Below are 23,979 nucleotides of genomic sequence, written 5' to 3'. Positions count from 1 at the left end.
TGATCAGGATTACTCTATATGAGACTTAGTATTAGTCGGTTGGTAGTGGCAAGTGCGTCGCTACTTAGCGTCGTATCGCTGATTGCTATTTCCTATGCTCTATGGTCGAAAAGTGCCACAGTGATGTACTCACTGAGCGCTCAAACTTATCAACAAATGGCGGCTTCTCTAGCTGAAAACGTCGCCACTTCGGTGCGCTTTAACAAAGTAGAGAGCTTGGAAGAGCGGGTTAAAGTCGCTGTCGATAGCAGCAATAAAGAACTCAAACATATAGCGGTTTTCCTTGCAGATGGATCTTTATTCTATCAATTAAATGAGAAGTCCGTATCTCCTAGCGGAGTCAATATAAAAAATGCACTGACCCAAGCATCAACCAACGCCATCATTATTGAACAAAGCACACAACACGTGATCATCATCAACCCATTAACGTCGGGCAAGGAAGCAAAATTGGTGGGTTACTTAGTCACTCAGTGGCAATTTGACAAGGTCAATGCCATTTCCAAGGAACTGGGGCTATGGGCCATTTCAATTGGCATAACCTTCGTGTTGATTACTTTTATTGGCTTGTTTTTTATTTTGAGGAGCGCTCTACTGCATCCTTTAAATCAGCTGAAAAACTTATGTGAATCATTGGCTTCTGGTCGGTGTGACCTCAAGCAACGAATTCCATTTAACAAAGATAACGAGTTAGGTGACCTTGCCACAGCAATCAATATGTTCATTGAAAAAGTGGAACACACCTTCCACCCTATTGAACAAAACATCTGCAATGTCACTGATGTTACGAAAGCTGTTGAACGACAAGTGAAGCAGCTAGAACACAATATCAATGGTCAGCAGCGGGAAATTGCGCAATCAGTACAAATTGGTGAAGGTGCTCGGCAAAGCATTGCGTCAGTCACTGAGAATATCAATACTGCGTCGCTGTCTTTACAACAAGCCGTTATTTCTGGGCAAGAAAGTCAACAACAACTTAAACATGCATTAAGTGAAAATAAAAACCTAGCAGAAAAGTCACAAGTAACAGCAAAAACCGCTGAGAGCCTAAATGCCCAAGTTGGAAAAGTCACCGATATCTTACAGATCATCCGTACGATCGCTGATCAAACAAACCTGCTTGCGCTCAATGCGGCCATTGAAGCGGCTCGCGCGGGTGAGAATGGTCGCGGGTTCGCCGTCGTGGCAGACGAAGTGCGTAACCTAGCGGAAAAAACATCCTCTTCAACCAACCAAGTGGAAGAGATCCTTACCGTGCTTAGTAACTTTTCGAAAGACTTGATCGGCTACATGGGGGAAAGTGTCAATGCATCAATGAGTTGCGTTGAAGCAATTGAAAGTAGTAACGAGTTAGTCAGCCAAGCGATCAAGGATGTTAATCAAGCGAATAACGCCAACCACTTAGCGGTCAATTCATCTGATGAGCAACTGTCACATGTTGAAGATTTGCTAACGCAACTGAGCAATCTCAATCAACATTCAATCGAACTACTTAATGACAGCAAAGTGATGAGTGATTGTAGTAAAGAGCTCTTCCAAAAAGCACAAGCCACTTCATTATCACTCAGCAAGTTTAGCGCTCATTAACCTAATACTAAAAACCGAACAACACACTTAGCATACTTCAAATAGTTGAGTTCTATAAAACAAAAACCCCAGACAACTGGGGTTTTTGTTTGGTATATATGATAATCAATATGTCACTACGCAGCGTGGATCACATCAGGTGATAAAGCACATAGCTCATCTAAAATTTCTTTGGTCTGCTTAGAATAAATCAATTTATCCTTCGCCCCCACCAGTTGGATAAGCTTTACCTTGCCCGAAAGCGCACATTGCCTTAACGTTCTTAATACCATTTGGTTATCTAACGCGTTGTTCTCATCAACCCCCACTCCCGGAACTAAAGAGGCTAAATCAATCGTCACGATCAGTTGATCACAATGCTCTATGTAGTGACCTAATTGGCTTTTTAGTTGATTACGATGACGAAAACTGCACTCATTCAGCGTTAACCAATCACAGCCTAAATCTTCTGCATACTCCCACACTTGGTTGGATTGATGCATTTCATCAATTCCAATACAAAATAGGCGCGTATTGTTATAGCGAGAGAGTGCAAAATGAAATGCAGAGCCAACTTGTAGGTCCAGCGTTTGTTTCAGCTCAAAATGATGTCCGATACTCACAATACCAACTTCGTCATTCTCAAAAGCCATCACTGGTAATGCATTGAGCAGCATTTCGTGACAATTCGCTAGTACGACGGGCACTGAGCTCAGTGCTAATTGATGACTCAAGGTATCTTGAAAACGGGTGGCATTTTTATCTTTGACGACTATATGTCCAGCATCAGAGTAACAAGGCGTGGATTGACGCTGATAGAGCCAATCTGATGCAAATTCAAGGCTCTGCTGAGCAAATTCAAACTCTACTTGAGACATTGGCTTTATCTGTTCACAGAGTGTCATGAACGTGAATGGATAAGCGGGTTGGCTCTGTGTACGACTCATACGGTAGCGTTTGAATAAACTTAGCATTATGAATTACCTTTCTGGTGGCAACGCTCTTGCTGCCTGTAATACATGTAAAATGATCCGCTGCTTGTTGGTTTCAACACGATGGGCTGGAGCCATCACTGAAATTGCGCCGATCAACTTACTCCCTTTCATTACGGGGGCACTAATTCCGGAAACGCCAGGATCAATTTCTGACGTGCTCACGGCGTACCCATTACGACGTATTTTTTCCAACTCTGTCTGCCATTTTTCCATTTGGTGGTCTTCACCAAAATAACGAAGAATTTTTTCACAGCGCGGAGCGGGTAAATACGCCAACATCACTTTAGATGAGGCACCTCGAAGCAGGGGTTGACTTTGACCCTGGACGAAGCTGCATCGAAGTGCCTGCATACTTTCTTTTTGGCTAACGCACAAGGCTCGGTATCCCACCGGAACCATGTATGCCGCCATTTCGCCTGTCTGTTTCTGTAATCGACTTAACACCGCATCGACTGCATCTAAATTGTGTTGACTCGTTTCATAACTGCGCATTAAAAGTAGAGCCGCCGAACCGATGATCAACGTTTTGTCGTGTGGGCTCTCTTCGATCAAGTTCCACTCTTTCAAAATCTTCAGATGTCGGTACAAACTACTCAGCGGAACTTGCAATTGTTCGCTCAAGGTTTTCGCTGATACTGGCTCTTCATTTACCGCCACTTGCATCAATAATTGCAGTGACTTTTCATTAACTTGGCTGGCCGATAATTTCGTTTCGTTCATGTTTTCTTTTTAGCCTCATTTATTCCACGCCTCAACTATGATTCTTATATATCGAGAATTTAAGATTAATAACAGACTTACTTTCTCATTAAGTGAGAAAACATAACAATCTGATCAAAAAAAGGCTCCGCAGAGCCTTTTGAACAAAAAAGAAACAACCGTTACGCTAATTTAAATGTCGCTACTTTTGCACTCAACTCTTCCGCTTGCTGCTTGAGTTCATTGGATTGGCTCAAGCTATCTTCTGCACCAATGACCAGTTGCTCCGTCACATCCTTGATAGAAGTAACATTTTGTGTAATTTCACTAGTCACATGCGTTTGCTCTTCGGCTGCCGTCGCAATTTGCGTCGCCATATCACTGATCAAGGCAACCGCTGCTTTAATTTCTTCAAGCGCACCGGATGCTTTATCGGCATCTTCCACTGAGTTCTCAGCGAGCGTTGAGCTGCTTTGCATCAACGATACCGCACGTTTAGTGGTTTCTTGCAGGGTATCAATGGTTGATTTTATCTCTTCGGTAGAAGTATGGGTGCGCTGAGAAAGCACACGGACTTCGTCTGCTACCACTGCGAAACCTCGGCCTTGCTCACCGGCTCGCGCAGCTTCAATAGCCGCATTCAGCGCAAGTAAGTTGGTTTGTTCTGCAATGCCTTGAATGGTTGCCAGTACGGTCGAAATCTCTTGCGCGTGTTGGTTTAGTGCGGCAATCACGCCACTGGCCTCACTCACTGATTTTGCCAAGTTATTGATCGAGCCTTTGGTATGAATCACCAAGGCATGTCCATTGTTGGTGCTGGTTGCCGAGTCTTGCGCTGCTCTTGCCGTTTGCTCTGCGTGAGAGGCTATCTCTTGCGTTGCCGACGCCATTTCAGTAACCGCAGTAGCGACCATCACAATTTCTTGCTGCTGGTGACTAAGCTCTGATGCCGATTGATTAGCGCGATGCGCGCCATGTTCTGATTGCGCTTCCAGTTGATGAGACTGGTGACGAATATGGCCAATAAGTTGTTGTAAGCTCTCCACAAAGGTATTGAAATTATTGGCTAGTTCGCCAACTTCATCACTATTTTCAACCTTAATGCGTTGCGTTAAATCGCCACTACCGTTTGCAATTTGTGCCAACGCTTGAGAAACATTATTCAAAGGACGGAACAAAATATTACACAATAAGTTGAACAGCAGAGTACAGAGTATAACCACAACGGCAGTAACAATGAGCTGGCTGAAAGTAGCTTCAGATAAAGGTGCGATGAGCGAATCGTGATTGATGACCACAACAGTACTGAGATTCGTTCCGTTGATGCTTCGGGCGTAGAGAACATACTCCTCACCTCGAATATCCACCAATAAATCGCTGCTTTTCGCAATCGCTTGGCGGATATCAGCGAAATTTAAACCCAGATCAGAAACACTTTTATTGAGCAACTTAGTATCACTATGGGTAAAAATATTGCCTTTATCGTTAGCAATAAACATATATCCCTCACCCGGCAAAATAACTTGCTTCATGCTGTTGAGGATGTCAGTAATTTCTACGTCGGCGCCTAAAACGACTTGTTGGCCATTTAAATTCAGTGCCTTACCTAATGAAACCACATTAGCGCCCGTTGCCGCAGCAACGGTTGGGTTATCCATAAACACTTTTGATGGGTTTGCTTTAGCGTTTGTATACCAGCCCCATTTGCGCGGATCATCGTTCCCCGGCGGCAAGATGACACCATTAGCGTTGTTTTGCGAACCGTCGGGGTAAGCAAGAAATACGTTGTCAAACGCTGCAGAATCTCGAACTTGTTTTAAATGTGTCACGATGGCTTGTTTCTCGGCATCTTGCGACAGCGAGGTTAAAGCACGCTCTTTCGACAGTAACCAGTCCGTAACATACTGGTTATAAGAAGCGGTGGTACTTTGTAATCGTTGTTCAACATCAATATCTAATCGCTCCAGTGCAGCTCGATACGACAATGCTTCAACGAGTAATCCCCCAAGAATAATGGCAGCGCTGGCTGAAATCGCCAGTTTGTTTTTTAACGACATTTTTTTAAACATAGGTAGACCTATTTGTAATAGTAATTTAACTCAAACCGATAGAATTCTCGATCAATTGGACATTATAATTTCAAGCCTCGAAATAAAACTTGAAGCGGTCCACGTCTTTGTCATTGCTCACAAAGGACTACAAAATAGCATAGTGCATTTAACACATTTATATCATGTTAGTCAGAGAGTTGATTACTCATCACTTTGGAACTAACTTCTAATTTTGAGTGAATTTTTCTGGTCTAACCTTTTCTAGCCTCACCATAGTAACCGCAGGAAATAGGCGAAAAAAAAGAGAACAAACGCTCTCTTTTTGACCACAATTAACCAGAAACTTATCGGGTCAACAGTGACTTCAATGAAAGTTCATCAGTACTATAGAGCTTGTGGCTAATCCAGTAACTGGCGATACCAATCATGATATACACAAATAAATTACCCCAACCAGCACCTTCAAAAGCCGTGAACATGTTTGAAGAAGTCATTAACTGCAACGGCAAGTTAAAAATCGCGTGGTAAAACTCCCCTACAATGTCAGAATTCAGCATAACAATCGAGATCCATTTAAGCGCGAAACCGCCCACGAACATCACAAGGATCGGCGAATTAAATATCTGTGAAATAACTAAAGTAAAGCAGGCTAATGGCAGCATCGTCACAGCAATCACCCACATGATACTGAGGTAATTCAACCAGTGTTGAACGGCATATCCTAGAGAACGTTGTTCAAATAGTAGGGCTAAACGGTTTTCTGTCGCTAAGTTAAGCCCCCACAGCAGAACGTCCGCACAAATGACTAACACGGAACAGACCACAGGGATTACAAATAAGCCAAACCCCAGTTTCACTATGTGGGTCATATTGTTCGTCACTGGCATGCTGCGCCAGAACATAGAGCTTCCCTCTTTACGCTCCTTGCGGAATGTTCTGGGGAAATAGAGTGAACTGAGCATTAGCGAAATAAAACCAACAAGCATGATGATAAAGGTGTTGAAATCATCCACAAATTCGATATGGACATCACTGATGTCGCCACCAAATTCCATCTCAAAAAACAGGTTGTGTTGCAGTGTATTGTTCATTAACAAACTGATGAACAATAGGGTTCCGCATACCAATAGAAACAAAGGAATACGCGTAACATTTTTGTTTTCAATCAGCTCTTTTTCAAGCATATAAATACTGGGGTGCATTATGCGTTCTCCTTCTGCAAGGCAAGAAATAGTTCAGCAAGTTTTACACTGTAAATAGAACCAAGCCCTTCAACGGCTTGACGGTGTTCTGAAGTCAACAACCACTTTGTTGTTCCCAAGCTTGGCTGAGATGCCAAAGGACGATAGGTTTGGATAACGTCTTGATGTGCGTTACTGGCCTCTAGAACAAAATACCCTTGTGTAATCGCCTCCATTGAGTCTTGCAGCACGACCTTACCTTGCTTCAAGATCAGCACATCCGTTAGCAAATGTTCAATTTCCGAGACTTCATGACTAGCAATAATCAAGGCACGCTCACCATCATGAAACCATTCGAGTAAGTGACGATAGAAGGTATCACGGTAGATTAGGTCCAAACCAAGAGTTGGCTCATCCAAAATCAGCACTTTAGTATCGGTGGCAATCACAATGGCTAAATGCAGTTGTACTTTCATCCCTTTTGATAAGGTACGAATTTTACTTGATAAACGAATGTTGGTTTGTGCAAGGACTTGCGTCGCCTTGTCTAACGAGAAACTGGGATGCACGCCTGACGTATAACGCAAAATTTGTTTAACCGTCATCCAATCTGGCAACACATTGACGTCTGAAATGTAGGAAAGATGCGCCATCACTTGCGCATGTTCCGTAATCGGATTTAAGCCTTGGATCAAAATGTCACCTTGATAATGGTGAGCACCGAGCAACGACTTAATTAAGGTCGACTTGCCCGCACCATTATGTCCGAGCAAACCGAGCACCTGTCCTGCGTAGAGCTTAAAGCTCACATTCTGCAGAGCTTCCGACTCGGCATGCTTTGCGTACTGTTTAGATACACCGTTGACTTCGACTAATGGATTCATTGGTCACCTTCAATATGCTGTTGTAGTTGGTTGATAAAATCCTCAAGCGGCATCGCCAATAGCTTGAGTGTTTGTGCAATTTCTGGGATCTGTTGCTCTAAAAAGTGCTGCTTTTGTTTCGCCTGTAATTGCGCTAGCGCTCCTTTCGCGACATACATACCTTGACCTCGTCTTTTTTCAACAATGCCTTCGTCAACAAGCAGTTGATAGCCTTTCATGACAGTTAAGTGATTGATTTTCATATCTGCCGAAACGGTTCTTACCGAAGGCAACGCACTATCTTCTAGCCAAATACCTTGTAGGATCTGCTCGGTAATTTTGTCGGCTAGCTGACGGAATATGGGTTGGTTATCTTGCCAATCTGTCACAATTTTATACCGATATAGTGTTATACACATATATAACACTAAAGCAAAAATATTGAATTGCAAGTGATGAATGAAAAAACATAGAAAAACGCACAAAAAAGCCTCGTGCTAGAACGAGGCTTGAAGTCATTGTTTGCAATAAAAAGTTTATTAAAAACCGTTAGCTCATTGAGGTAGCTGGTTTATTAAAGCAATCAGCTTGTTGGGCAACTCGCAGGGCCAATCTCTTTCCATACTCCCCACACACCAGTAGTCGATGGGTTTTCGCCAGTTGTCCACCACTTGGCTTCCCATACTTTACCAGCCCAAGAAACTTGTTGACCGCCAGTATAAACCGCTGATTTATCCCACAAGTTGCTGCAAGTGTCACCACCACCAGAATCTTTCTTCGCCACGATAACCGATGCACTTGCAGAGGCCGCCGCTTTACCATCACTGACAGTTACAGTGAAGCTTAGCGTGGTGTCTTGTGTATACTCAGGAGCAACAAACGAAACACTCGCACCTTGAATGGTTGCATTTAGGCCTGCAGGTACATCCCATGCGAAAGTTAAGGTGTCTTGATCGACGTCACTTGAAGCGGAAGCGTCCACCACCACAACCTCACCAGCACTGACATTGCTTGGCGCAGTAATCACCGCCACTGGTGGCATATTCACAGGCTCAGTTGCTTTAGGTTTGACCGTTACAGTCACAACATCAGAAGCCGTTGCGCCTTTGTTATCTGTGACCGTCAACTTGAACGTCAGCGTTTGTACTTGTGCCACTTCGGCCGCGTCAAAACTGGCTCGTGCAGAATTAGCGTTTACTAAGCTCACTGCTGTGCCCGCCGTTTGCTGCCACACGTAACTGACAATAGTGCCATCACTGTCTTTTGATGCACCGCCATCAAGAACAACACTCACCGGACCGACCACCGATTGATCAACACCTGCATTTGCAGTGGGCACGCGGTTCGCAGGGGGTGTAGTACCTCCTCCTGCTAAGCTTTCATGCATCGCATTTAGGATGTCACCATTATCAGCGTCAATCTCCCAAGAGAACAACCCGGCCAAACCAAGGTTTCGAGCATAGGCGCCCTTGGCTTTGATTGAACGGTTATCGTCAAAAGTAACCAGTTGGCCCGTTGTACGATTCCAAACCCAAGGTGCTTCAGCTTGTGCATCGTATCCATATTCAAAGCCATTAATACCGGTATTATTAGCCCCTAACATGAATGATTTGATGCCTTTATAGTCAATCACACCCGCTTCCCACACGCCTTGCGCGGAAGTGCCTTTCAATTTTCCGTTACCTACCCCTGTCATCGGGTCGGTTGGATCACTTAATGAAGCCGGCATCACCCCTTCCCAGCCACGGCCATACATAGCCGCACCTAAGACTAACTTATTAGCAGGGACACCCTGTGCTAGCAGTAACTGGATACCGTTATCCGCCGTATAAGCTGGGCCTTTATAAGGTTCGCCATTTTCATCTACTCCTTTCCCATCACACTGACCAGGGCGCATGAATGATCCGCAGTAAAGCGCGGTTTGGTGGCCTAATACGTTATTCCAACCGCCATAAAAGTCATAAGTCATGGCAAAGATGTAATCCATATATTGAATGGCTTCGCTATAATTAACATCTTCAATCTTGTCATGACCAACACCAATTGCTGACGTGAGCTCATAAGTACGACCAGTTTCCGATTGCAATTCATCAAGCATGGCACGCAGTTCACGCATTAACGCAATGTACGCAGGGCCATCATTGACTGGGTCACCGCGATCCGCTGCTTGACCACCTCCTCCAGGATATTCCCAGTCGATATCAACGCCGTCGTAGAATTTCCAAGTGGTTAGGAATTTCTTCACTGAAGCAACAAAAGTATCGCGATTGGCCTTGTTGGTAAAATCAAAAAATGGGTCAGAGAGTGTCCAACCACCAATAGAAGGAAGGATCTTGAGGTCTGGATTACGCTGTTTGAGCGCCATCAACATGGCATAGTTGCCCTTGATCGGAGAGCTGTATTGGTGACCCGCTTGCGGGAAACTCTTTTGATACGCCGCCCAAGGGTCATGGATCACCACTTCGTAATCATTCACCCCATTACATGCTGTCATCAACGCGTTGTAGCTGTTTCCACCAACGGATTTCAATGATTCGTTAGGGCCACAAATTGGAATGAAGCCGTATAGAATATGCGTCAGATTATCGGCTGGGATGTTATCCACGGTATATTTTCGGTCATAGATGCCCCACTCAACAAAGTAGGTTCCAACCACCGTATTTTTATCGGTCGTGTAAGTCTTGTTATTGGGATCAATATTCATCACCAAAGGTTTGAGATGCGATCCATCGGTATCGGCAATCGTTATCTCAACAGGTGCACTTTTGCTGCAACCTGTCGCATCGCAAGCTTCGATTTCCATTTGGTAAACCCCACCTTGTGCATAACTGAAGTTTGCGGTGGTTTGGCTGCCAGTGATTGGGCCTGTCGCGACCTGTGCGCCATCAAAATAGATTTTATACGTGTTGCCCGTTGTACCACTCCATTGGTTAAACTTAACGGCAATCGGCGCTTGGTCATAATATTTGACCATTTGGTTATAACCAGCCGTGCTTTCCATGGCTAATTCAACTTTAGAAAACTGTAGATTATTCGACCCATAGACATCGACGCTAGGGGTTGCTGGTGCTGCCATTGCCGTGCCCGAAAGAGCCATTGCAATACTTGCGGCGCACAAAGTAATACGATTCATACCTATATCTCTCATTTCTGAATGTTTCACTTACATTTAAGCAAGCTGCTCTTCTGATAAGGCATTGAAGAACATCCATTTCAGTATTTACGCGACTTATTTTTTTTAACAAAAAAATAAAAATACTTTTCGAGTCATCATTAAAATATTGTTATGGGGATTCACCGTGTTACATCTTAAAAGCAATTCTGAGTCAGGAATTCAGAATTTTGACAAAGCAAAGCAGGTAAGTTTAATTTTTTACGCTAATTAAGGCCTTTGAAGAAGACTAAATGGAATAATTTAAAATTAAGAGAATGACATTATCACGTGACTAACGATCTGATAATATTGACGAATGCATGACGCATGCCTCGCACTAAAGATGTTACATTTCAATGAAAATTAGTCACTTATGCCGTTGAGAACTTGCTTTTACAACCAACTATCGGCAACCTCTACTCTATTGCTTGCAAGGATAAAATAATGAACCTAATTAAACCGGCTTTATGTACATTAACCATGATCTTCAGTGCCTCTGTATTGGCTAATATCACTCTTGAAATTCCAGACACCATTAACTTATTAGCGGTGAATGGTCAGAAGCCCGAAACTTCTGGCAGCCTATTTTCCTCAGCGAAAAGCCTTGAGCTGGCCGATGGTGAACAACAAATCGTCTTCAAATACGCGCCTTATTTTACGCAAGGGAATGACCGCGTGATTATCGAAAGCGATGCAGTCATTGCCACATTCACCGCAAAGGATGCAAAACTGAATTTTGCCATGCCTGAATACCGTGATGCACATCGAGCAGAGAAAGAGATTAAAACAATGCAATGGTCACTGATTGACCAAGCAGGCCAAACACTAGAGATAAAGCAAGATCGCCTTCTTAAAGAAGGGTATCAAGTAGGCCGTGACTATATCCGTGAAGCAAATGACTATAATCGCGCAGGGGGTATTGCGGCTATTGGAATGACGGATGTTGCTATGCTGCAAAATGAACTAGCTCAGTCAGGAAATGTACAAAACGCCGCCGAAGAAATGCTGCATTTTTGGTACAACAAGGCTGATGAGAAAACGAAAGCACGCTTTAAAGAATTCGTTAACCAACAGTAATAACATCTCAATATGAGCTCTCTTAATTGAGAGCTCATTAGTATTGAAGTAGTTTGTGCTTAGCTTACCAGAACAGCATCGCAATCATGGTCAACAAGCCAATACAAGCAATATTTAACATCATACCCACTCGCATCATCTCACTTTGCTTAATGTGTCCAGAGGCAAACACTATCGCATTGGGTGGCGTCGCAACGGGCAACATAAATGCACAAGAAGCCGCAATAGCAATCAATACAGATAGAATCACGGGTGAGATACCAAAGGCTTCAGCAACACTGGCAAACACCGGAATAAGCAGCGCTGCACTGGCTGTATTACTCGCGAATTCCGTTAGGAACACCACGAAAACAGCAATCACGAATACAATAAAGAACAGACCTAAATGAGAGATCAGGGCACTTAGTTCATTGGCTAGGAAAACGCTGGTTCCCGTTTGCTTAAGTACGTTGCTCAAGCAAATACCGCCACCAAACAGCAGTAATACTCCCCAATCTGCCGTTTTTTCTACATCTTTCCAGTGCACCACTCGGGCAAAATTGACCAAAACAATCGCACCCAGCGCAACCAGAGTATCAAAGCTCGCAAAACCACCCAGCATGGCATTGACTGGCTTGCTAAATATCCAACAAAAAACCGTTAATGCGAAAATACCAAGCGTGACGACTTTACCTTTATCCCAAGTAACCGGTTCATAATTGAGCTCGAACTCTCCATTAAGATCCGGTTTTAATGCGAAATATAAAATAGTAATCGCAATGGGCAGCATAATCGCCGCCGTTGGAGCACCAAATTTCATCCAATCTGTAAATGAAAGACCAACCTCAGCCGCGGCAATCGCGTTAGGAGGGCTTCCTACGATGGTGGCAATACCACCAATACTGGCGCTGTAAGCAATACCTAACAGCACAAAAACATAGGTCGAATGACCACGGTCTTTATCCACTTTGCTGAGCACTCCAAGCACAAGCGGTAGCATCATCGCAGCGGTGGCGGTGTTACTGATCCACATTGAAAGCGCGGCAGTCACACCAAACAACATGAATACCGCAACGCTCATTTTTCCGCGCGCCATGATAAGAACTTTATCGGCAATAACTTTGTCCAGACCCTGCCGATGCATAGCAGCAGCCAATGCGAATCCACCTAAAAATAGGAAGATAATCGAGTTAGCAAAGTTATTGAGCGCCGTTTGGGTGTTAAAAACACCAAAAACGATGGCCATGATAGGCACAAGAATGGCTGTGACCGTGACATGTAAAGCTTCCGTTAACCACAGCACAGCAATAAATGCCAGCATACTAATGCCCAAAGCGACATTAGAATCAACAGGCAAGGCATTGTACAGGACAAAAAACAGGACAATATCGGCTAGGATGATAAGGCTGTTACGGTTAAAAAACCATTCTCGGGTGTTGGAGGGTAAAGGGACACTATCATTTCTATTCATTATTATTTTTCCTTATGAGGGCCTACTGGCAACAATATGATCACACATATTCAAACAAGGAGATAATAATTATTGCGAAATTGTTAACCTTATCAAGACTATGGTTAACAATTTAACACTTTGAAATAAATGGAAAACTATTGGTTAAATTACACCCATCCAATTACGGCTTCAAATTAACTTAAAACGAACACCTTAGCATGGTATTCCTGCCAACAAATCAAATCCGTACTTAACTTGCTCACCTTTCATCACTCGTCCATGTCCTTGGTTTTGAGTGGTAATAAGTGACACTTTCTCGATTTCTTCTGCCGCTCGCTTTGACACAGAATATTTGGTGAACTTATCATTCTCATCGTGAACAATGACGCTGCGAGATTGACGCTGAGCAAGCTTATGGTAAGGATCGATAGATTGAATGGGATAACGATATTGATCGGCAACTTCCGCAACAACGGCCTCAAATAAGCGCATCGAATAGCCAGACCTTGCCACACTGCTGAATAAGTTATCCAAATAATCCAGCACGGGCGCGACCAATAGCATTGGACAATGCTCAATTTTATGATGTCGGCACTCTAATGCGGCGGCCGTCCCCATACTGTGTCCAACGATACCAGCAACATTGTCAATACTATCGAGTATCGCTTCCAACCCTCCAACAAACGCAGGAATGTGACCATACGCGCCCTCGCTTTGGCCATGTGCTGGGTGATCATAAGCTAATGCCGTATAACCACGTGCCGCAATATGCTCCATCAGTGGATAAAACTGACTTGCCGTGCCAGACCAACCATGAGTCAATAACCAAATGGGACCATTTCCGAGTTGATAAGTCGTCAGAGCCCCTTCGATGCACATTACACGGCCAGTTTTCAGGCCAATTGGCGGCTGGTTTTGAGGCTTACTTCTTGCCGGAGTCAACAATACATTTCGTGCAACTTTTTTGGCATGTGACGGTGCGAGCGTGTGATGAAGACGAGTGCTCATATTGACCAATGTACGTTTCACACTGAATGTGTTTGAGGTGCTGAAATAGATTTTTTCACTCACTGAGTTGCCCTTCCTCTCGATAAAATAGAACGTTCGTACTATTTCTAATTAAAAAATTTTGATTTTGTTAACAATTTGATTTAGTTAAATAAAAGTGCATTTTCGCTGTTGCAGGCTCGTTCTTCTCGCTGCGAAAAGCGAGAATTAGCTAACATTGCTGCTTCACTATATTTCGCCATCGAGACATTAAATCGTCCACGCCTTTCCAAAAATGTTGATAACTTTCCATTTGGCCGTAGATCGAGTAGAACAAATGAGCACTTAAATAGAGTCCATACAACTCATAAGCAGCCTGCTTTACATCCAATTTCGGATGAAACTGTGCACTATCAACCCCTTTTTGAATTTGAATTTGCAAGTAATGAATCCAAGTCGCGATGGTTTTTTTAAGTACTTTTTGAATTGCACAATCACAAGTTGCGGCATCTTTCCACGCATCTAAAAACATACAACTGCCTTGGAATGAATGATTCCAACCTAACCAGTGCTCTAACAGCACTCGCAATTTAGCTTCGATATTCTCGTCGCCAATCAGGCGAGCCGGTGTAATAACACGCTCAGTAAACACAGAATGGGCATGCTCTAATACTGCAATTTGCAAATTTTCTTTAGCATTAAAATGCGCAAACAAACCACTTTTTGATAAACCGCACTGTTTTGCCAACTCACCGATAGTGAGGCTTTCCAAACCGTTTTCACTGGCTAATTCGAACGCTTTGTTCAGTACATTTTCTCTTGTAATTCTACCTTTGCTCATATTATGCCGACTCTCACTTCAGACCATGCTATTTTTAGCACGTTCGTTCTTTTTTGCAAATTTGATTTTGCAAAATGAGGAACTGTGGAAGAATAGCAACGCTATGAGCAACTTCAATGGATTGATATGACAACGATTATCGAACAACTTTTGTTTTCGGCCTCAATTACAGGGCCTATCTGTTTGATGTTAGTACTGGGCGTTGTACTAAAGCGAACGGGGGTTATCAACGATAATTTCATCGATGTCGCGTCACGAATCGTATTCCAAGTCACCTTACCAGCCATGCTATTTCTTAGCATAGTCAAATCACAGCACGATTTTTCTTCCAGTGCAGCACTGATTGGCTATGGACTACTCGCTAATTTCCTATTTTTCCTTTTCACGACTTTTTTCACCAAAAAAGCGTTCCCACAACATCTGGATCACGGCGTGATCATCCAAGGCGGGTTTCGTGCGAATACCGCTATTATCGCTTTGGCTTATGTCGCAAATACTTATGGCGAACCTGGGCTAGCATTAGCGGCGATGTACGTTGCCGCAACCACTATCCTTTATAATATTCAAGCGGTGATAACACTCACGCCAAAAGGGGAAAGTTCAGGGCTCAAAGCCGCAGGAGTAATTGCCAAAACACTCACCAAAAACCCACTGATTATTGGTATTCTGCTCGGTGTTTTATGCTATTCCTTATCTCTTCCAATCCCGAAAATGGTCACTGATGCTGGCCAATACTTTGCCAATATGACACTACCATTAGCACTACTGTGTACTGGCGGCTCACTCAATATAGGTTCACTCAGAAGCGACAAATCACCGGCTTGGTTTGCCACTGCCCATAAGCTGATTCTCGCCCCGATATTGATCACATCGGGTGCGTTACTTTTTGGCTTTCGCGGGTTAGAGCTCGGGCTAGTCTTTTTGATGAGTGCATCCCCTACCGCTGCGGCCAGTTATGTTATGGCTAGAGCAATGGGAGGAAATGCAACCTTAGCGGCCAACATCATTGCATTGACGACCGTATTTTCACTGTTTACTTGTACACTAGGCATCTTCCTGCTCGCGTCTCTGAACTTAATCTAACCGCCTTTTAATTTACTGCGGAAAGGTAAGAAGGAAGGGCTATTCAAAAAAGAGCGAATCATTCCATCATGGAGACATCACTTTCTTTCAGTCCATGATTAAATAGCGTCAACAATTGTTCACTTCGTTCACCCATTTTAGGGAACAACAGATAGTTATTATTGATGAGAAAAGGTTTGGAATGGTGCGTGATCATTTCTCGCCATTGTGGTAAGTATTTATCCAGAGTGTAATAACCAATATGAATTTCTTCTGGCATGAGATCAATCCGCTTTTTCGCCAGCCGTTCGAAGTTCTGTTTTGGATCATTGACTCGAGACATTTTTATTTGCTGCGTTTCTAACAATCTGTCTAACTCGGCACCATAGCTGTAGGCAATGCCACCTCCTAAATGTAACCCCTTAAGATCATAGAGGCTTTCCCAGTGAAAGTCGGTTTCTTTATGGTGAAAAAACACGAAGCGTTCATCGCTCACCGCTTCGCTATAATAAAAATCTACCGTCCGCTCTTGGTTAAACATCCAAATAGCAGTTGCATCATAACGTCCAGCTTTGGCTTCGGCGTATGCTCTCGCCCATGGGAAAAAATGAAACTCAACTTCGTAGCCGGCATCCTTAAATACTTTACGGATAATCTCAGCAACAAAACCATTATTTTCAAGGTGTTGACCAATAAACGGCGGCCATTCACCAGCACTAATACGAATAATATGACCATTGTGTATTGAGGATGGCGCTGCCCATGCGGGGATAGAAATCCATGATAGGATGAGACAGAGCCAAACCTCATACCATCTTAAAGATTTCATTGCCGTACCTGAACATTGAGCAAACTTTTAAGTAACATAACAAAAACTAATAAAACAAAACGTATACATAATATATTTATGTTTTTATGCTAGTGCAGTTCTTAAACCCACTTTTTGTAACCAACACGACAAAAATAAGGCCACGTACTACAACATCAATGAGGAAAGAACCATGATGAAATGGATAGTTGGTTTAAGCCTACTATTTAGCAATGTTGCTAGTTTGGCAGCGACTTCGGTCGATTGGTTACAGGTAAAATCAGAAGACGGCATTACGATCTACTCGCGACACCATAGCGATGGCTTAGTCCAAATACGGGCGCAAATGTTCGTACCCACCAGCTATTTCGCTTTTATGCAGCTATTAGATGACAGTGAACATGTACCAAACTGGATAGATAACGTGAGTAATAGCCGTGTGCTGCAAAAAATTTCAGATACCGAGAATATTGTTTACACCCAATTCTCGGCACCATGGCCAGCTAAAAACAGAGATATGGTGACTTATTCAAAATTTGAGATGCTACCTAATGGTTTAAGTTTAGACATAGTGGATGCCCTAAATTACTTGCCTGAACAACCGGGATACATCCGTATCACTCAAGTCAACGCACATTGGACGCTGCAAAAACTGACTAATGGTATGACTCACATCGATTATATTGCCTTCGCTAATCCAGGAGGTGCACTACCTAACTGGTTAGTGAACAAACTGTCCACTGACAGTGCCTTTACCACATTTAAAGGCTTGCGCCGAGAATTGGCCACCTATCAAGATAAACTTCACCCTGCCGTGAATGAATAGCATTCTTAACCCAATACTTGGCCAAAAGGCAGGTAAACAATATTCAGCACGATCAAGATAACCAGCGCACTGAACGTTAGCTTCATACCACGAATCCGCCCTTTAAGTTGGTCACTTAAAATCGCTCTGGCATGTAAAATTCGGCCAACGATAAACGTAATACCCACCCCGTGGATCCACCATACGCTGGCACCATTAAACTCCAATAACCCCATTAGGATTAAAGTAATAGGAATGTATTCTGCGGCATTTCCTTGCGCGCTGCGAGCTAATTGCAGTGCTGGTACTCCACCATCGGCATATCTCACTTGGTTAGCCCGACGCTGTTTAATAACGTTAATCGCTAGCCACAAAAATAATACTGAAAGTATCGATGCATATAGAGCAGTAACCATGGTCATTCCTTTTCAAGTCAGCAGTGCCTCTATAGTAGTGCATCAAACACGTTCAGATCACTGCAATCTCTAGTGCTGGAGTGGCTTAATCTCCTGAGCCGAGTACACCTTATCCACTTTATCCCAAGGAATCGGGTCAATTGATACACCTGCGTCTTTTGCGCGTTGGTGAATACGCTCTAATGAAGAACCAGACTGCTTATACATTTCCACACCAAAACCATTGCTATCGCGATCCATGACTTTATCTGGTGCCAATTCAGCTAAATAGATGGTCGTACCACAACCTCTTAACCAAACTTTGGCTTGCCCATTGGGCAGTAAACCAAACACGAATTCGGTGCGATAACAAACATTACCCAATGAACCATCTCTATTTTGGTAAAGACTTTTTTGTGCCATCAAACTTTTCACATCTTCAGATACAGTATATTTGGTCACGTAAAACTGAGTGTTAATAAGTGAAACCCAGTACAAGTAAAGACTATCTGGTGGTAATTTAATCTTTACAACCTGCTCACCCTGCGTATTCATAGCAAAACTATGAACAGGCAACCCAAAACCATCATATTCAGGTAACCAACCTTGAACATTTTTTAGATCACTGATTCTCATAAACTGAGAAAAGGTATGCAAAGGAGACGTCCAGTTTTGCGCCTCATTTACTCCATAAGCTTGAGTCACTTTAACAGGGTAAAAAGAGGGCATAGAGACGCTAACACTCCATGCCTTCTCTGGTATTGGCCCCGCATACGATGAGCAGGCATTTAACAATGCCGTGATCAACAAAACAGATACACTTTTTAAATACATTCTACTTTCAGGTCAAAAATGTCTAATTAAGAGATTTGATCTCTTCCATTGAATACACCTTATTTACTTTATCCCAAGGAATCGGGTCAATTGATACACCTGCGTCTTTTGCGCGTTGTTGTATATCATTTAGTAAAGAACCCTGTTTATATCTTTCTTCATCAAACCCATTACTATCACGATCCAATACTCTATCCGGTCCCAGCTCAGCTAAATAGATGATTTCACCACAGCCTCTTAGCCAAACCTTGGCTTGTCCATTGGGCAGTAAACCAAACACGAATTCGGTACGATAACAAACATTACCCAATGAACCATCTCGATTTTGGTAAAGACTTTTTCTTGCCATCAAACTTTTAACTTCTTCAGATACAGTATATTTGGTGACATAAAACTGGGTATTAATAAGTGAAACCCAATACAAGTAAAGAGCATCGGGTGGTAGCTTAATTTGTACTACCTGCTTTTTCTGGTTCATTGCATAATCTTGGATTGGTAATCCGAAGCCATCGTATTCATGAAATCGTTTGTTGATATTCTCGAATGCACTGATCCTCATAAACTGAGAAAATGTATGTAAAGGGGATGTCCAATCTTGCGCATCGTTCACCCCATAAGCTTGAGTAACACTGACAGGATAAAAAGTGGGCATAGAGATACTGACACTCCATGGCGTCTCCGGTATCGACCCAGCATACGATGAGCAAGCATTCAACAATGCCGTAATTAGCAAAACAGACATACTTTTCAAATACATTCTACTTTCCTTTTTCGCATGGGTAGCTGGCGCGCTTATAGCAACCTTTACTTTCATCCCAAAGCGGTTTAAGTGCAAAACTATCATCTGACGAGTGGTGAAATACGTTTAACTGCATCAACTCTTGTTTACGTTTTTCATCAAACTCACTCTCTAACTTGGCATACTGTCCTTGCTTTGCCATATCCAGTACTTTTTGATTGAAAGCCTTAAAGCTGGCGGCTAAACCATTTATGGTTCGCTCTGGAAAATCTCTTACTGTGTAATAAACCGCATAAGGATCCGGAACATGCCAAATCTTGCCATCATAATCCTCAAGAGGAACACCATGAAACTCAGCTAAACCATACATCAATCTGAGGTATAAACGGGAGAGCTCTCCTTCCACCCTACGCTGTATATAAAGGCGACCAACCACTCTTCCGCCCTCTTTTTTACCATGATTAATAAACTCAACTTCTGGCTCTACATAGTCACTTTCCTGCCAGCCAGTGGCTAAATCACGTTGCTTATACTCAGCCAGTTTTTTTCTCACGTATTGCTCGGCGAGATCCTTATCCCAGCGGTCAGAGAAAGAGCGGCTCGCACGCTTCACCAACTTCTTCTCTAGGATCGGCAAGAGATAATCACTGTTGTTGTAGCTTAGGCGTGAATGGTAACCGCCACCAATATCGGAATGGGCTCCTGGAAGGACAAATTCATGAAAATGATCTACCGAATCAACAGAGTTAAGATGGTTAAGGCTGAAGTTATAGCGGCACTCAATGGTAGGATCGGCGGTTAAGTGAACAGCACGCCGAACGCGCTGAGGATCAAGCCATAACCTTACATCACCGTTGTCATGATGAGTTGAAAAATCAAAAGAGAGTAGGTCAACCACAGAAGCAACGGTATCAAACAGGCCAGCGAAAGTAATCTCACAGCTGGCTTTAGCCTCATCTGCTTCACTCCAATCAAACCCATACGCCAAGGAAATGCCTCTCTTTTGGCACGCCTTACTAAACGCTTGAGCAAACTCGCCCTGCTCGCCATCTAGTACCACATTAATAAAATGCCTTGCAGCGGCGGCTCCACGGCTAAAACCGAACACATCGAACTGCAGCTTGTCAAGACCATCGACTGTATTTGGCTGAGCACTAGCAAACTTAGCCTTCAAGGCATCAAGATTGCCAGTAAGCTGATCTATACTTGAGCTCACTTTTGCCGTCACACCATATTGACCTATCCCTGCACCTTGCCCAAAAATTTCAGATTCATCTGCTGGTGCAATATTGGTATCATTTCCAGTACCTATACCAGTTATATACACAGCATCAGTGTATATTCCTCCTTCTCGGATATCATCGCTTAGAATATAACGATCAAACAACTTCTGTACATTGGTTAGCTCATTAGTGGCGCTGCCTGCCACTGTCTCTACTTCGCCTTCATCATTTTTAAATAAAGAGATAAAGAAATTGTCTTTTTTAGGATAATCAAAACACTCGCTCGATAAGTGAGTAGCAGGAATGTCGTTTTTAAGCCGCCCTGTTTTTCTGGAAATAATGTCGCAATCAACCTTGTATTTCATTTTCCATGTTTGATAGTAATTTTCTAACTGAGTTTTCCCCCACTGCGCACTGTAGCTATTATTGGCTGTGCCATCAAAAAACATCCCTATCCGCAAAGTAATAAAGTTAAATCCTCTCACTTTAAGAACATAACTTTTATCTGTCAGTAATTTACAAGCATCCGCTTGACCTTTTTGGTGTCTTACTGGCAAAGCATATTCAGGCGCTAATTCGGTTAGATCGCCACTGGTTACGTTTAGAAAACTAGCACTATTACCTAAATGGTCTTGGTATTGCTTGGCAAAATCTAAAGTGGGGTCAGCTTCATTATTGGGTTTTCGCCGCTTACCTTGAGCCTCTCTTAGCCATTGATCAGCATCGAGAGTTAGCGTCACTGGGCCGGGGGCAAGTGTTTTAAGCAAGATAGGCGCTTCACCTAATACGACGGGAAATTCATGCTTTGCAGAGTCAGTGATAGAACCAGTGATGCCTTCAAATGGCTTATTGAACTCATCACGGATGATAATTTCAATCCAATGCGTTCGATTTTCACACGGCGCACAAAAAGGGCTAACTCCTGTTGTACTTCTCATTGCCAGCTCTCCTTAATGGCCTTTAACTCTTTCAGTTCATCCGATGTTAAATGTAAAGGATGGGATAAATCATCAAGCGCGGTATCGGTTGCAGTGACGAGCGCAACTAACGCATGCTGCTCTGCGACCTCATAGCTATTTTGCTTTTCTAATGCTGATTGCAAGGCTGATAGTATCGTCTGCTGCGGTGATTCTAGGCGTTGTAAAAGATGCGGCAGTAGCTCCCACCAACGTCTTTCTAAAGAATTTGCATGAACATTTACGTTGTACAAAGGCGCTAGGTGGTGAGGTAACATCTTCCACCAAGTCCCGTGACGAAGCACAAATTCACTGCATGAGGTATTACTGAAGGTAATGAGAGCGTCTTCTTCATGGTGATCAATCGCCACCAATTGGTTGATGTTGCCTAAAAAGTGATTCACCTCGGCTTCATCCATCGCTCGTAGTATGGGAACAATCACATCACGATCATAAAAGCGAAATACCACTTCTTCGCCATCTAATGCGGCAACTAATAAGCTCCGCAGATGACCCAAAACTTCTTGTGTGCTTACCAGGCTTGACAACACTAGTCCCTGAGCAAGGAGCGATTCTGGCAACTCCAACACAATATCAGTGACAGGAATTAGCCACGGTGATAGCGGCATAACTGAGTCAAACATGGAGCCATAAAATAAAGGCACGGCTTCCTCAAATCCAAAACCACCATTTTGCGCTAAAGCAAGCTTGTGAAGTTTATGATCAACCAACCAATATTGATGCTCTGACTGTGCTTCAAACCACGATTTCAACATTAGGCATCCCCGGCTAATGGGCATACTTTTACGGCTGGCACTCGTGCTTCTTCAGCTTGCAATAGCGCTTGGTAAAGAATGGTTTGAGGTGGAGCGGGGGATTTTTGCAGTTCAAGCTCACCAGGTAATAACGGTAAATCACCACTAAAACCACTGCCACTGCCCGCACTTCCGCCTGAGTTTAAATTAACGCCCGCCCCAGAAAGATGGACACCAGCAGGATCGACTTTGACAAAACTGCCGCCGGCTGTCACGGTAATTTCTGACCCTGCTTCGATCACCACTTTTTGTCCAGCTTTGATGTGGATTTCATCTCCACTTTCATTAGTCCAAACTTGCCCTGATTTTACGTGCAAAGAACCATCGACCATTAATATACAGCTACCCTTAACCGATTCGCGGCTTTCGCCCTCCACCGTGAGGTGGTGGTTATGTTTAACGTGCGTGAACTGGTCGTTATCCACCGTGAGGTGCTGGTCGTGTTTGATGTGCGCCGTAGCGTCATTGAGCACCAAGGCGTCTAAGTCTTTTTGCGCGTGTAGGTAGATTTTCTCTTGCGCTGCTTGGTCTTCAAAACTCAGCTCGTTAAACCCTTCTCCTTGGTGCGTTTCACTGCGCAGCACGGTTTTGGTTTTGTTATCCGGTAGTGTGTAGGGCGCTTTGTTGGTGGCATGGTAGGTACGGCCTGTCACTATCGGTTGGTCTGGGTCGCCGTTGAGATACGAGACGATGACTTCATGACCAATGCGCGGAATGGCTATCATGCCATATTGGCTGCCAGCCCAACCTTGTGAGACGCGCACCCAGCATGAGCTGTGTTCATCGCCGTTGGAATATCTGTCCCACGGGAAATGCAATTTGACGCGGCCATGTTCGTCGCAGAAGATTTCTTCGCCGTCAGGGCCCACGACTAACGCCATGCAAGGGCCATCCACTTGAGGTTTGGCTTGCGGTGTCGCACGCCACGTGACATCGGCAGGAATGAGCGTGAATTGGTTGCTGTACGTGGTCGCGCCACTGCCGCCCTCTTCTTCCAAAGCTTGTGGCTGACGCCCTTGATGATGCACTTGCACTACAACCCAATCGCGGTTCATGCTGTCGTCAAGATGCTCTTGTAAGTCAAATTTTGTGCCCGCTTGCAGGCCAGGATGGTTACTTTTTCCGCTCGCGGTACGCGCTTCTCGTCGTAAGTACTCTAAGCGAATTTGATTAAAGGCTTTGCCGCTGATGTCGTCTTTAAAGCGACCCGGTGCATCAAAGTGCTCGTAGGTCGCTTGCTGGTAATCCATCTCGCGCCCTTGCGCTTGCTGAGCAAACGAGTAGCTCGGTTTTTTAAAGCTGTAATCTTGCAGCGCGCTGTGGCTCACTTCGGTTTGGCTGTGTTGCGTTAATTGCGACACATAAGGGCTCTCCATCACGCCACCCGCAAGGACGTTGTAAGGGATAGGCGTTTCTCGCTTTATCAGGCTTTGGCTGTCGTCACTGAAAAAGAGGGTGTGTTTCCCCTCTTCATGAATGAAGTGATACACCAAGCC

At 43.8% G+C, this 23,979-nt stretch carries 21 protein-coding genes; 4 read left to right on the top strand and 17 right to left on the bottom strand.

Annotation, left to right across the window (positions count from 1 at the left end):
- Positions 1–18 precede the first annotated feature (18 nt).
- A complete protein-coding gene (locus NB504_RS09765; RefSeq protein ID WP_258428764.1) occupies positions 19–1,587 on the top strand; it encodes a methyl-accepting chemotaxis protein in 1,569 nt (522 codons plus the stop codon).
- A gap of 116 nt (positions 1,588–1,703) precedes the next feature.
- Here the strand turns inward: NB504_RS09765 and NB504_RS09760 are convergent, their stop codons facing one another.
- The 7 genes from NB504_RS09760 to NB504_RS09730 all read right to left on the bottom strand — a co-directional run bounded on the left by NB504_RS09760 (position 1,704) and on the right by NB504_RS09730 (position 10,488).
- Positions 1,704–2,540 carry an arginase family protein gene (locus tag NB504_RS09760; RefSeq protein WP_088729362.1) on the bottom strand — a complete coding sequence of 279 codons (837 nt, stop codon included), beginning with the start codon at positions 2,538–2,540 and terminating at the stop codon, positions 1,704–1,706.
- 6 nt (positions 2,541–2,546) lie between these two features.
- The gene (locus tag NB504_RS09755; RefSeq protein ID WP_010316838.1) at positions 2,547–3,281 is read right to left on the bottom strand and encodes an IclR family transcriptional regulator; all 735 of its coding nucleotides are present in this window, start codon (positions 3,279–3,281) and stop codon (positions 2,547–2,549) included.
- A 161-nt stretch (positions 3,282–3,442) separates the two neighbouring features.
- The gene (locus tag NB504_RS09750) at positions 3,443–5,329 is read right to left on the bottom strand and encodes a methyl-accepting chemotaxis protein (RefSeq protein ID WP_094123611.1); all 1,887 of its coding nucleotides are present in this window, start codon (positions 5,327–5,329) and stop codon (positions 3,443–3,445) included.
- Positions 5,330–5,655: 326 nt separating this feature from the next.
- The gene (locus tag NB504_RS09745) at positions 5,656–6,513 is read right to left on the bottom strand and encodes a hypothetical protein (RefSeq protein WP_017045015.1); all 858 of its coding nucleotides are present in this window, start codon (positions 6,511–6,513) and stop codon (positions 5,656–5,658) included.
- Positions 6,513–7,376, bottom strand: coding sequence for an ABC transporter ATP-binding protein (locus tag NB504_RS09740; protein ID WP_017048124.1), 864 nt, complete (start codon positions 7,374–7,376; stop codon positions 6,513–6,515). The genes NB504_RS09745 and NB504_RS09740 overlap by 1 nt, the downstream gene beginning before the upstream one ends.
- Positions 7,373–7,744, bottom strand: a complete 372-nt coding sequence (locus NB504_RS09735; protein WP_026028428.1) for a GntR family transcriptional regulator — start codon at positions 7,742–7,744, stop codon at positions 7,373–7,375. Before NB504_RS09735 ends, NB504_RS09740 begins: the two co-directional genes overlap by 4 nt.
- A gap of 194 nt (positions 7,745–7,938) precedes the next feature.
- Entirely contained in the window at positions 7,939–10,488 is a 2,550-nt protein-coding gene (locus NB504_RS09730; RefSeq protein ID WP_258428760.1) for a glycosyl hydrolase family 18 protein, read from the bottom strand.
- A gap of 474 nt (positions 10,489–10,962) precedes the next feature.
- On the opposite strand from NB504_RS09730, the gene NB504_RS09725 reads away from it, so the two are divergent.
- A complete protein-coding gene (locus NB504_RS09725) occupies positions 10,963–11,586 on the top strand; it encodes a DUF2057 family protein (protein ID WP_026027524.1) in 624 nt (207 codons plus the stop codon).
- A gap of 64 nt (positions 11,587–11,650) precedes the next feature.
- Here the strand turns inward: NB504_RS09725 and NB504_RS09720 are convergent, their stop codons facing one another.
- The 3 genes from NB504_RS09720 to NB504_RS09710 form a co-directional block, all read right to left on the bottom strand.
- On the bottom strand, positions 11,651–13,036 hold the full coding sequence (locus NB504_RS09720) for a DASS family sodium-coupled anion symporter (protein WP_017043564.1): 1,386 nt from the start codon (positions 13,034–13,036) through the stop codon (positions 11,651–11,653).
- Between the two features lie 195 nt (positions 13,037–13,231).
- The gene (locus NB504_RS09715) at positions 13,232–14,089 is read right to left on the bottom strand and encodes an alpha/beta fold hydrolase (protein WP_258428759.1); all 858 of its coding nucleotides are present in this window, start codon (positions 14,087–14,089) and stop codon (positions 13,232–13,234) included.
- A gap of 148 nt (positions 14,090–14,237) precedes the next feature.
- Positions 14,238–14,846 (bottom strand): TetR/AcrR family transcriptional regulator, encoded by a 609-nt coding sequence (locus NB504_RS09710; RefSeq protein ID WP_019283475.1) that lies wholly within the window; start codon positions 14,844–14,846, stop codon positions 14,238–14,240.
- A gap of 126 nt (positions 14,847–14,972) precedes the next feature.
- Here NB504_RS09710 and NB504_RS09705 point away from each other — a divergent pair, with 126 nt between their 5' ends.
- The gene (locus NB504_RS09705; protein WP_258428757.1) at positions 14,973–15,929 is read left to right on the top strand and encodes an AEC family transporter; all 957 of its coding nucleotides are present in this window, start codon (positions 14,973–14,975) and stop codon (positions 15,927–15,929) included.
- A gap of 58 nt (positions 15,930–15,987) precedes the next feature.
- Here NB504_RS09705 and NB504_RS09700 read toward each other — a convergent pair whose 3' ends face one another.
- Positions 15,988–16,737 (bottom strand): ABC transporter substrate-binding protein, encoded by a 750-nt coding sequence (locus tag NB504_RS09700; RefSeq protein ID WP_194574759.1) that lies wholly within the window; start codon positions 16,735–16,737, stop codon positions 15,988–15,990.
- Between the two features lie 175 nt (positions 16,738–16,912).
- Between NB504_RS09700 and NB504_RS09695 the strand changes: the two genes are divergently transcribed.
- Positions 16,913–17,542, top strand: a complete 630-nt coding sequence (locus NB504_RS09695) for an START domain-containing protein (protein WP_258428844.1) — start codon at positions 16,913–16,915, stop codon at positions 17,540–17,542.
- Between the two features lie 5 nt (positions 17,543–17,547).
- Here the strand turns inward: NB504_RS09695 and NB504_RS09690 are convergent, their stop codons facing one another.
- From NB504_RS09690 to NB504_RS09665, 6 genes are all read right to left on the bottom strand, one after another.
- Entirely contained in the window at positions 17,548–17,943 is a 396-nt protein-coding gene (locus NB504_RS09690; RefSeq protein WP_088729354.1) for an MAPEG family protein, read from the bottom strand.
- A gap of 63 nt (positions 17,944–18,006) precedes the next feature.
- Positions 18,007–18,750, bottom strand: a complete 744-nt coding sequence (locus NB504_RS09685; protein WP_258428751.1) for a DUF2931 family protein — start codon at positions 18,748–18,750, stop codon at positions 18,007–18,009.
- Positions 18,751–18,772: 22 nt separating this feature from the next.
- Positions 18,773–19,507, bottom strand: coding sequence for a DUF2931 family protein (locus NB504_RS09680; protein WP_258428750.1), 735 nt, complete (start codon positions 19,505–19,507; stop codon positions 18,773–18,775).
- A 1-nt stretch (position 19,508) separates the two neighbouring features.
- Positions 19,509–21,650, bottom strand: coding sequence for a DUF2235 domain-containing protein (locus NB504_RS09675; RefSeq protein ID WP_258428749.1), 2,142 nt, complete (start codon positions 21,648–21,650; stop codon positions 19,509–19,511).
- Positions 21,647–22,468, bottom strand: coding sequence for a DUF4123 domain-containing protein (locus NB504_RS09670; RefSeq protein ID WP_405054807.1), 822 nt, complete (start codon positions 22,466–22,468; stop codon positions 21,647–21,649). Before NB504_RS09670 ends, NB504_RS09675 begins: the two co-directional genes overlap by 4 nt.
- Positions 22,444–23,979 (bottom strand): type VI secretion system Vgr family protein (locus NB504_RS09665; RefSeq protein WP_258428746.1); only part of this gene is annotated, 1,536 nt, incomplete at its 5' end. The genes NB504_RS09670 and NB504_RS09665, both read right to left, overlap by 25 nt.

Origin of the sequence: Vibrio sp. RM-69-4, from assembly GCF_024743775.1 — a bacterium.
GTDB classification, from domain to species: domain Bacteria; phylum Pseudomonadota; class Gammaproteobacteria; order Enterobacterales; family Vibrionaceae; genus Vibrio; species Vibrio anguillarum.
The sequence above is the reverse complement of the archived record's forward strand: the minus strand, read 5'-3'. Positions and strand labels throughout refer to the sequence as shown.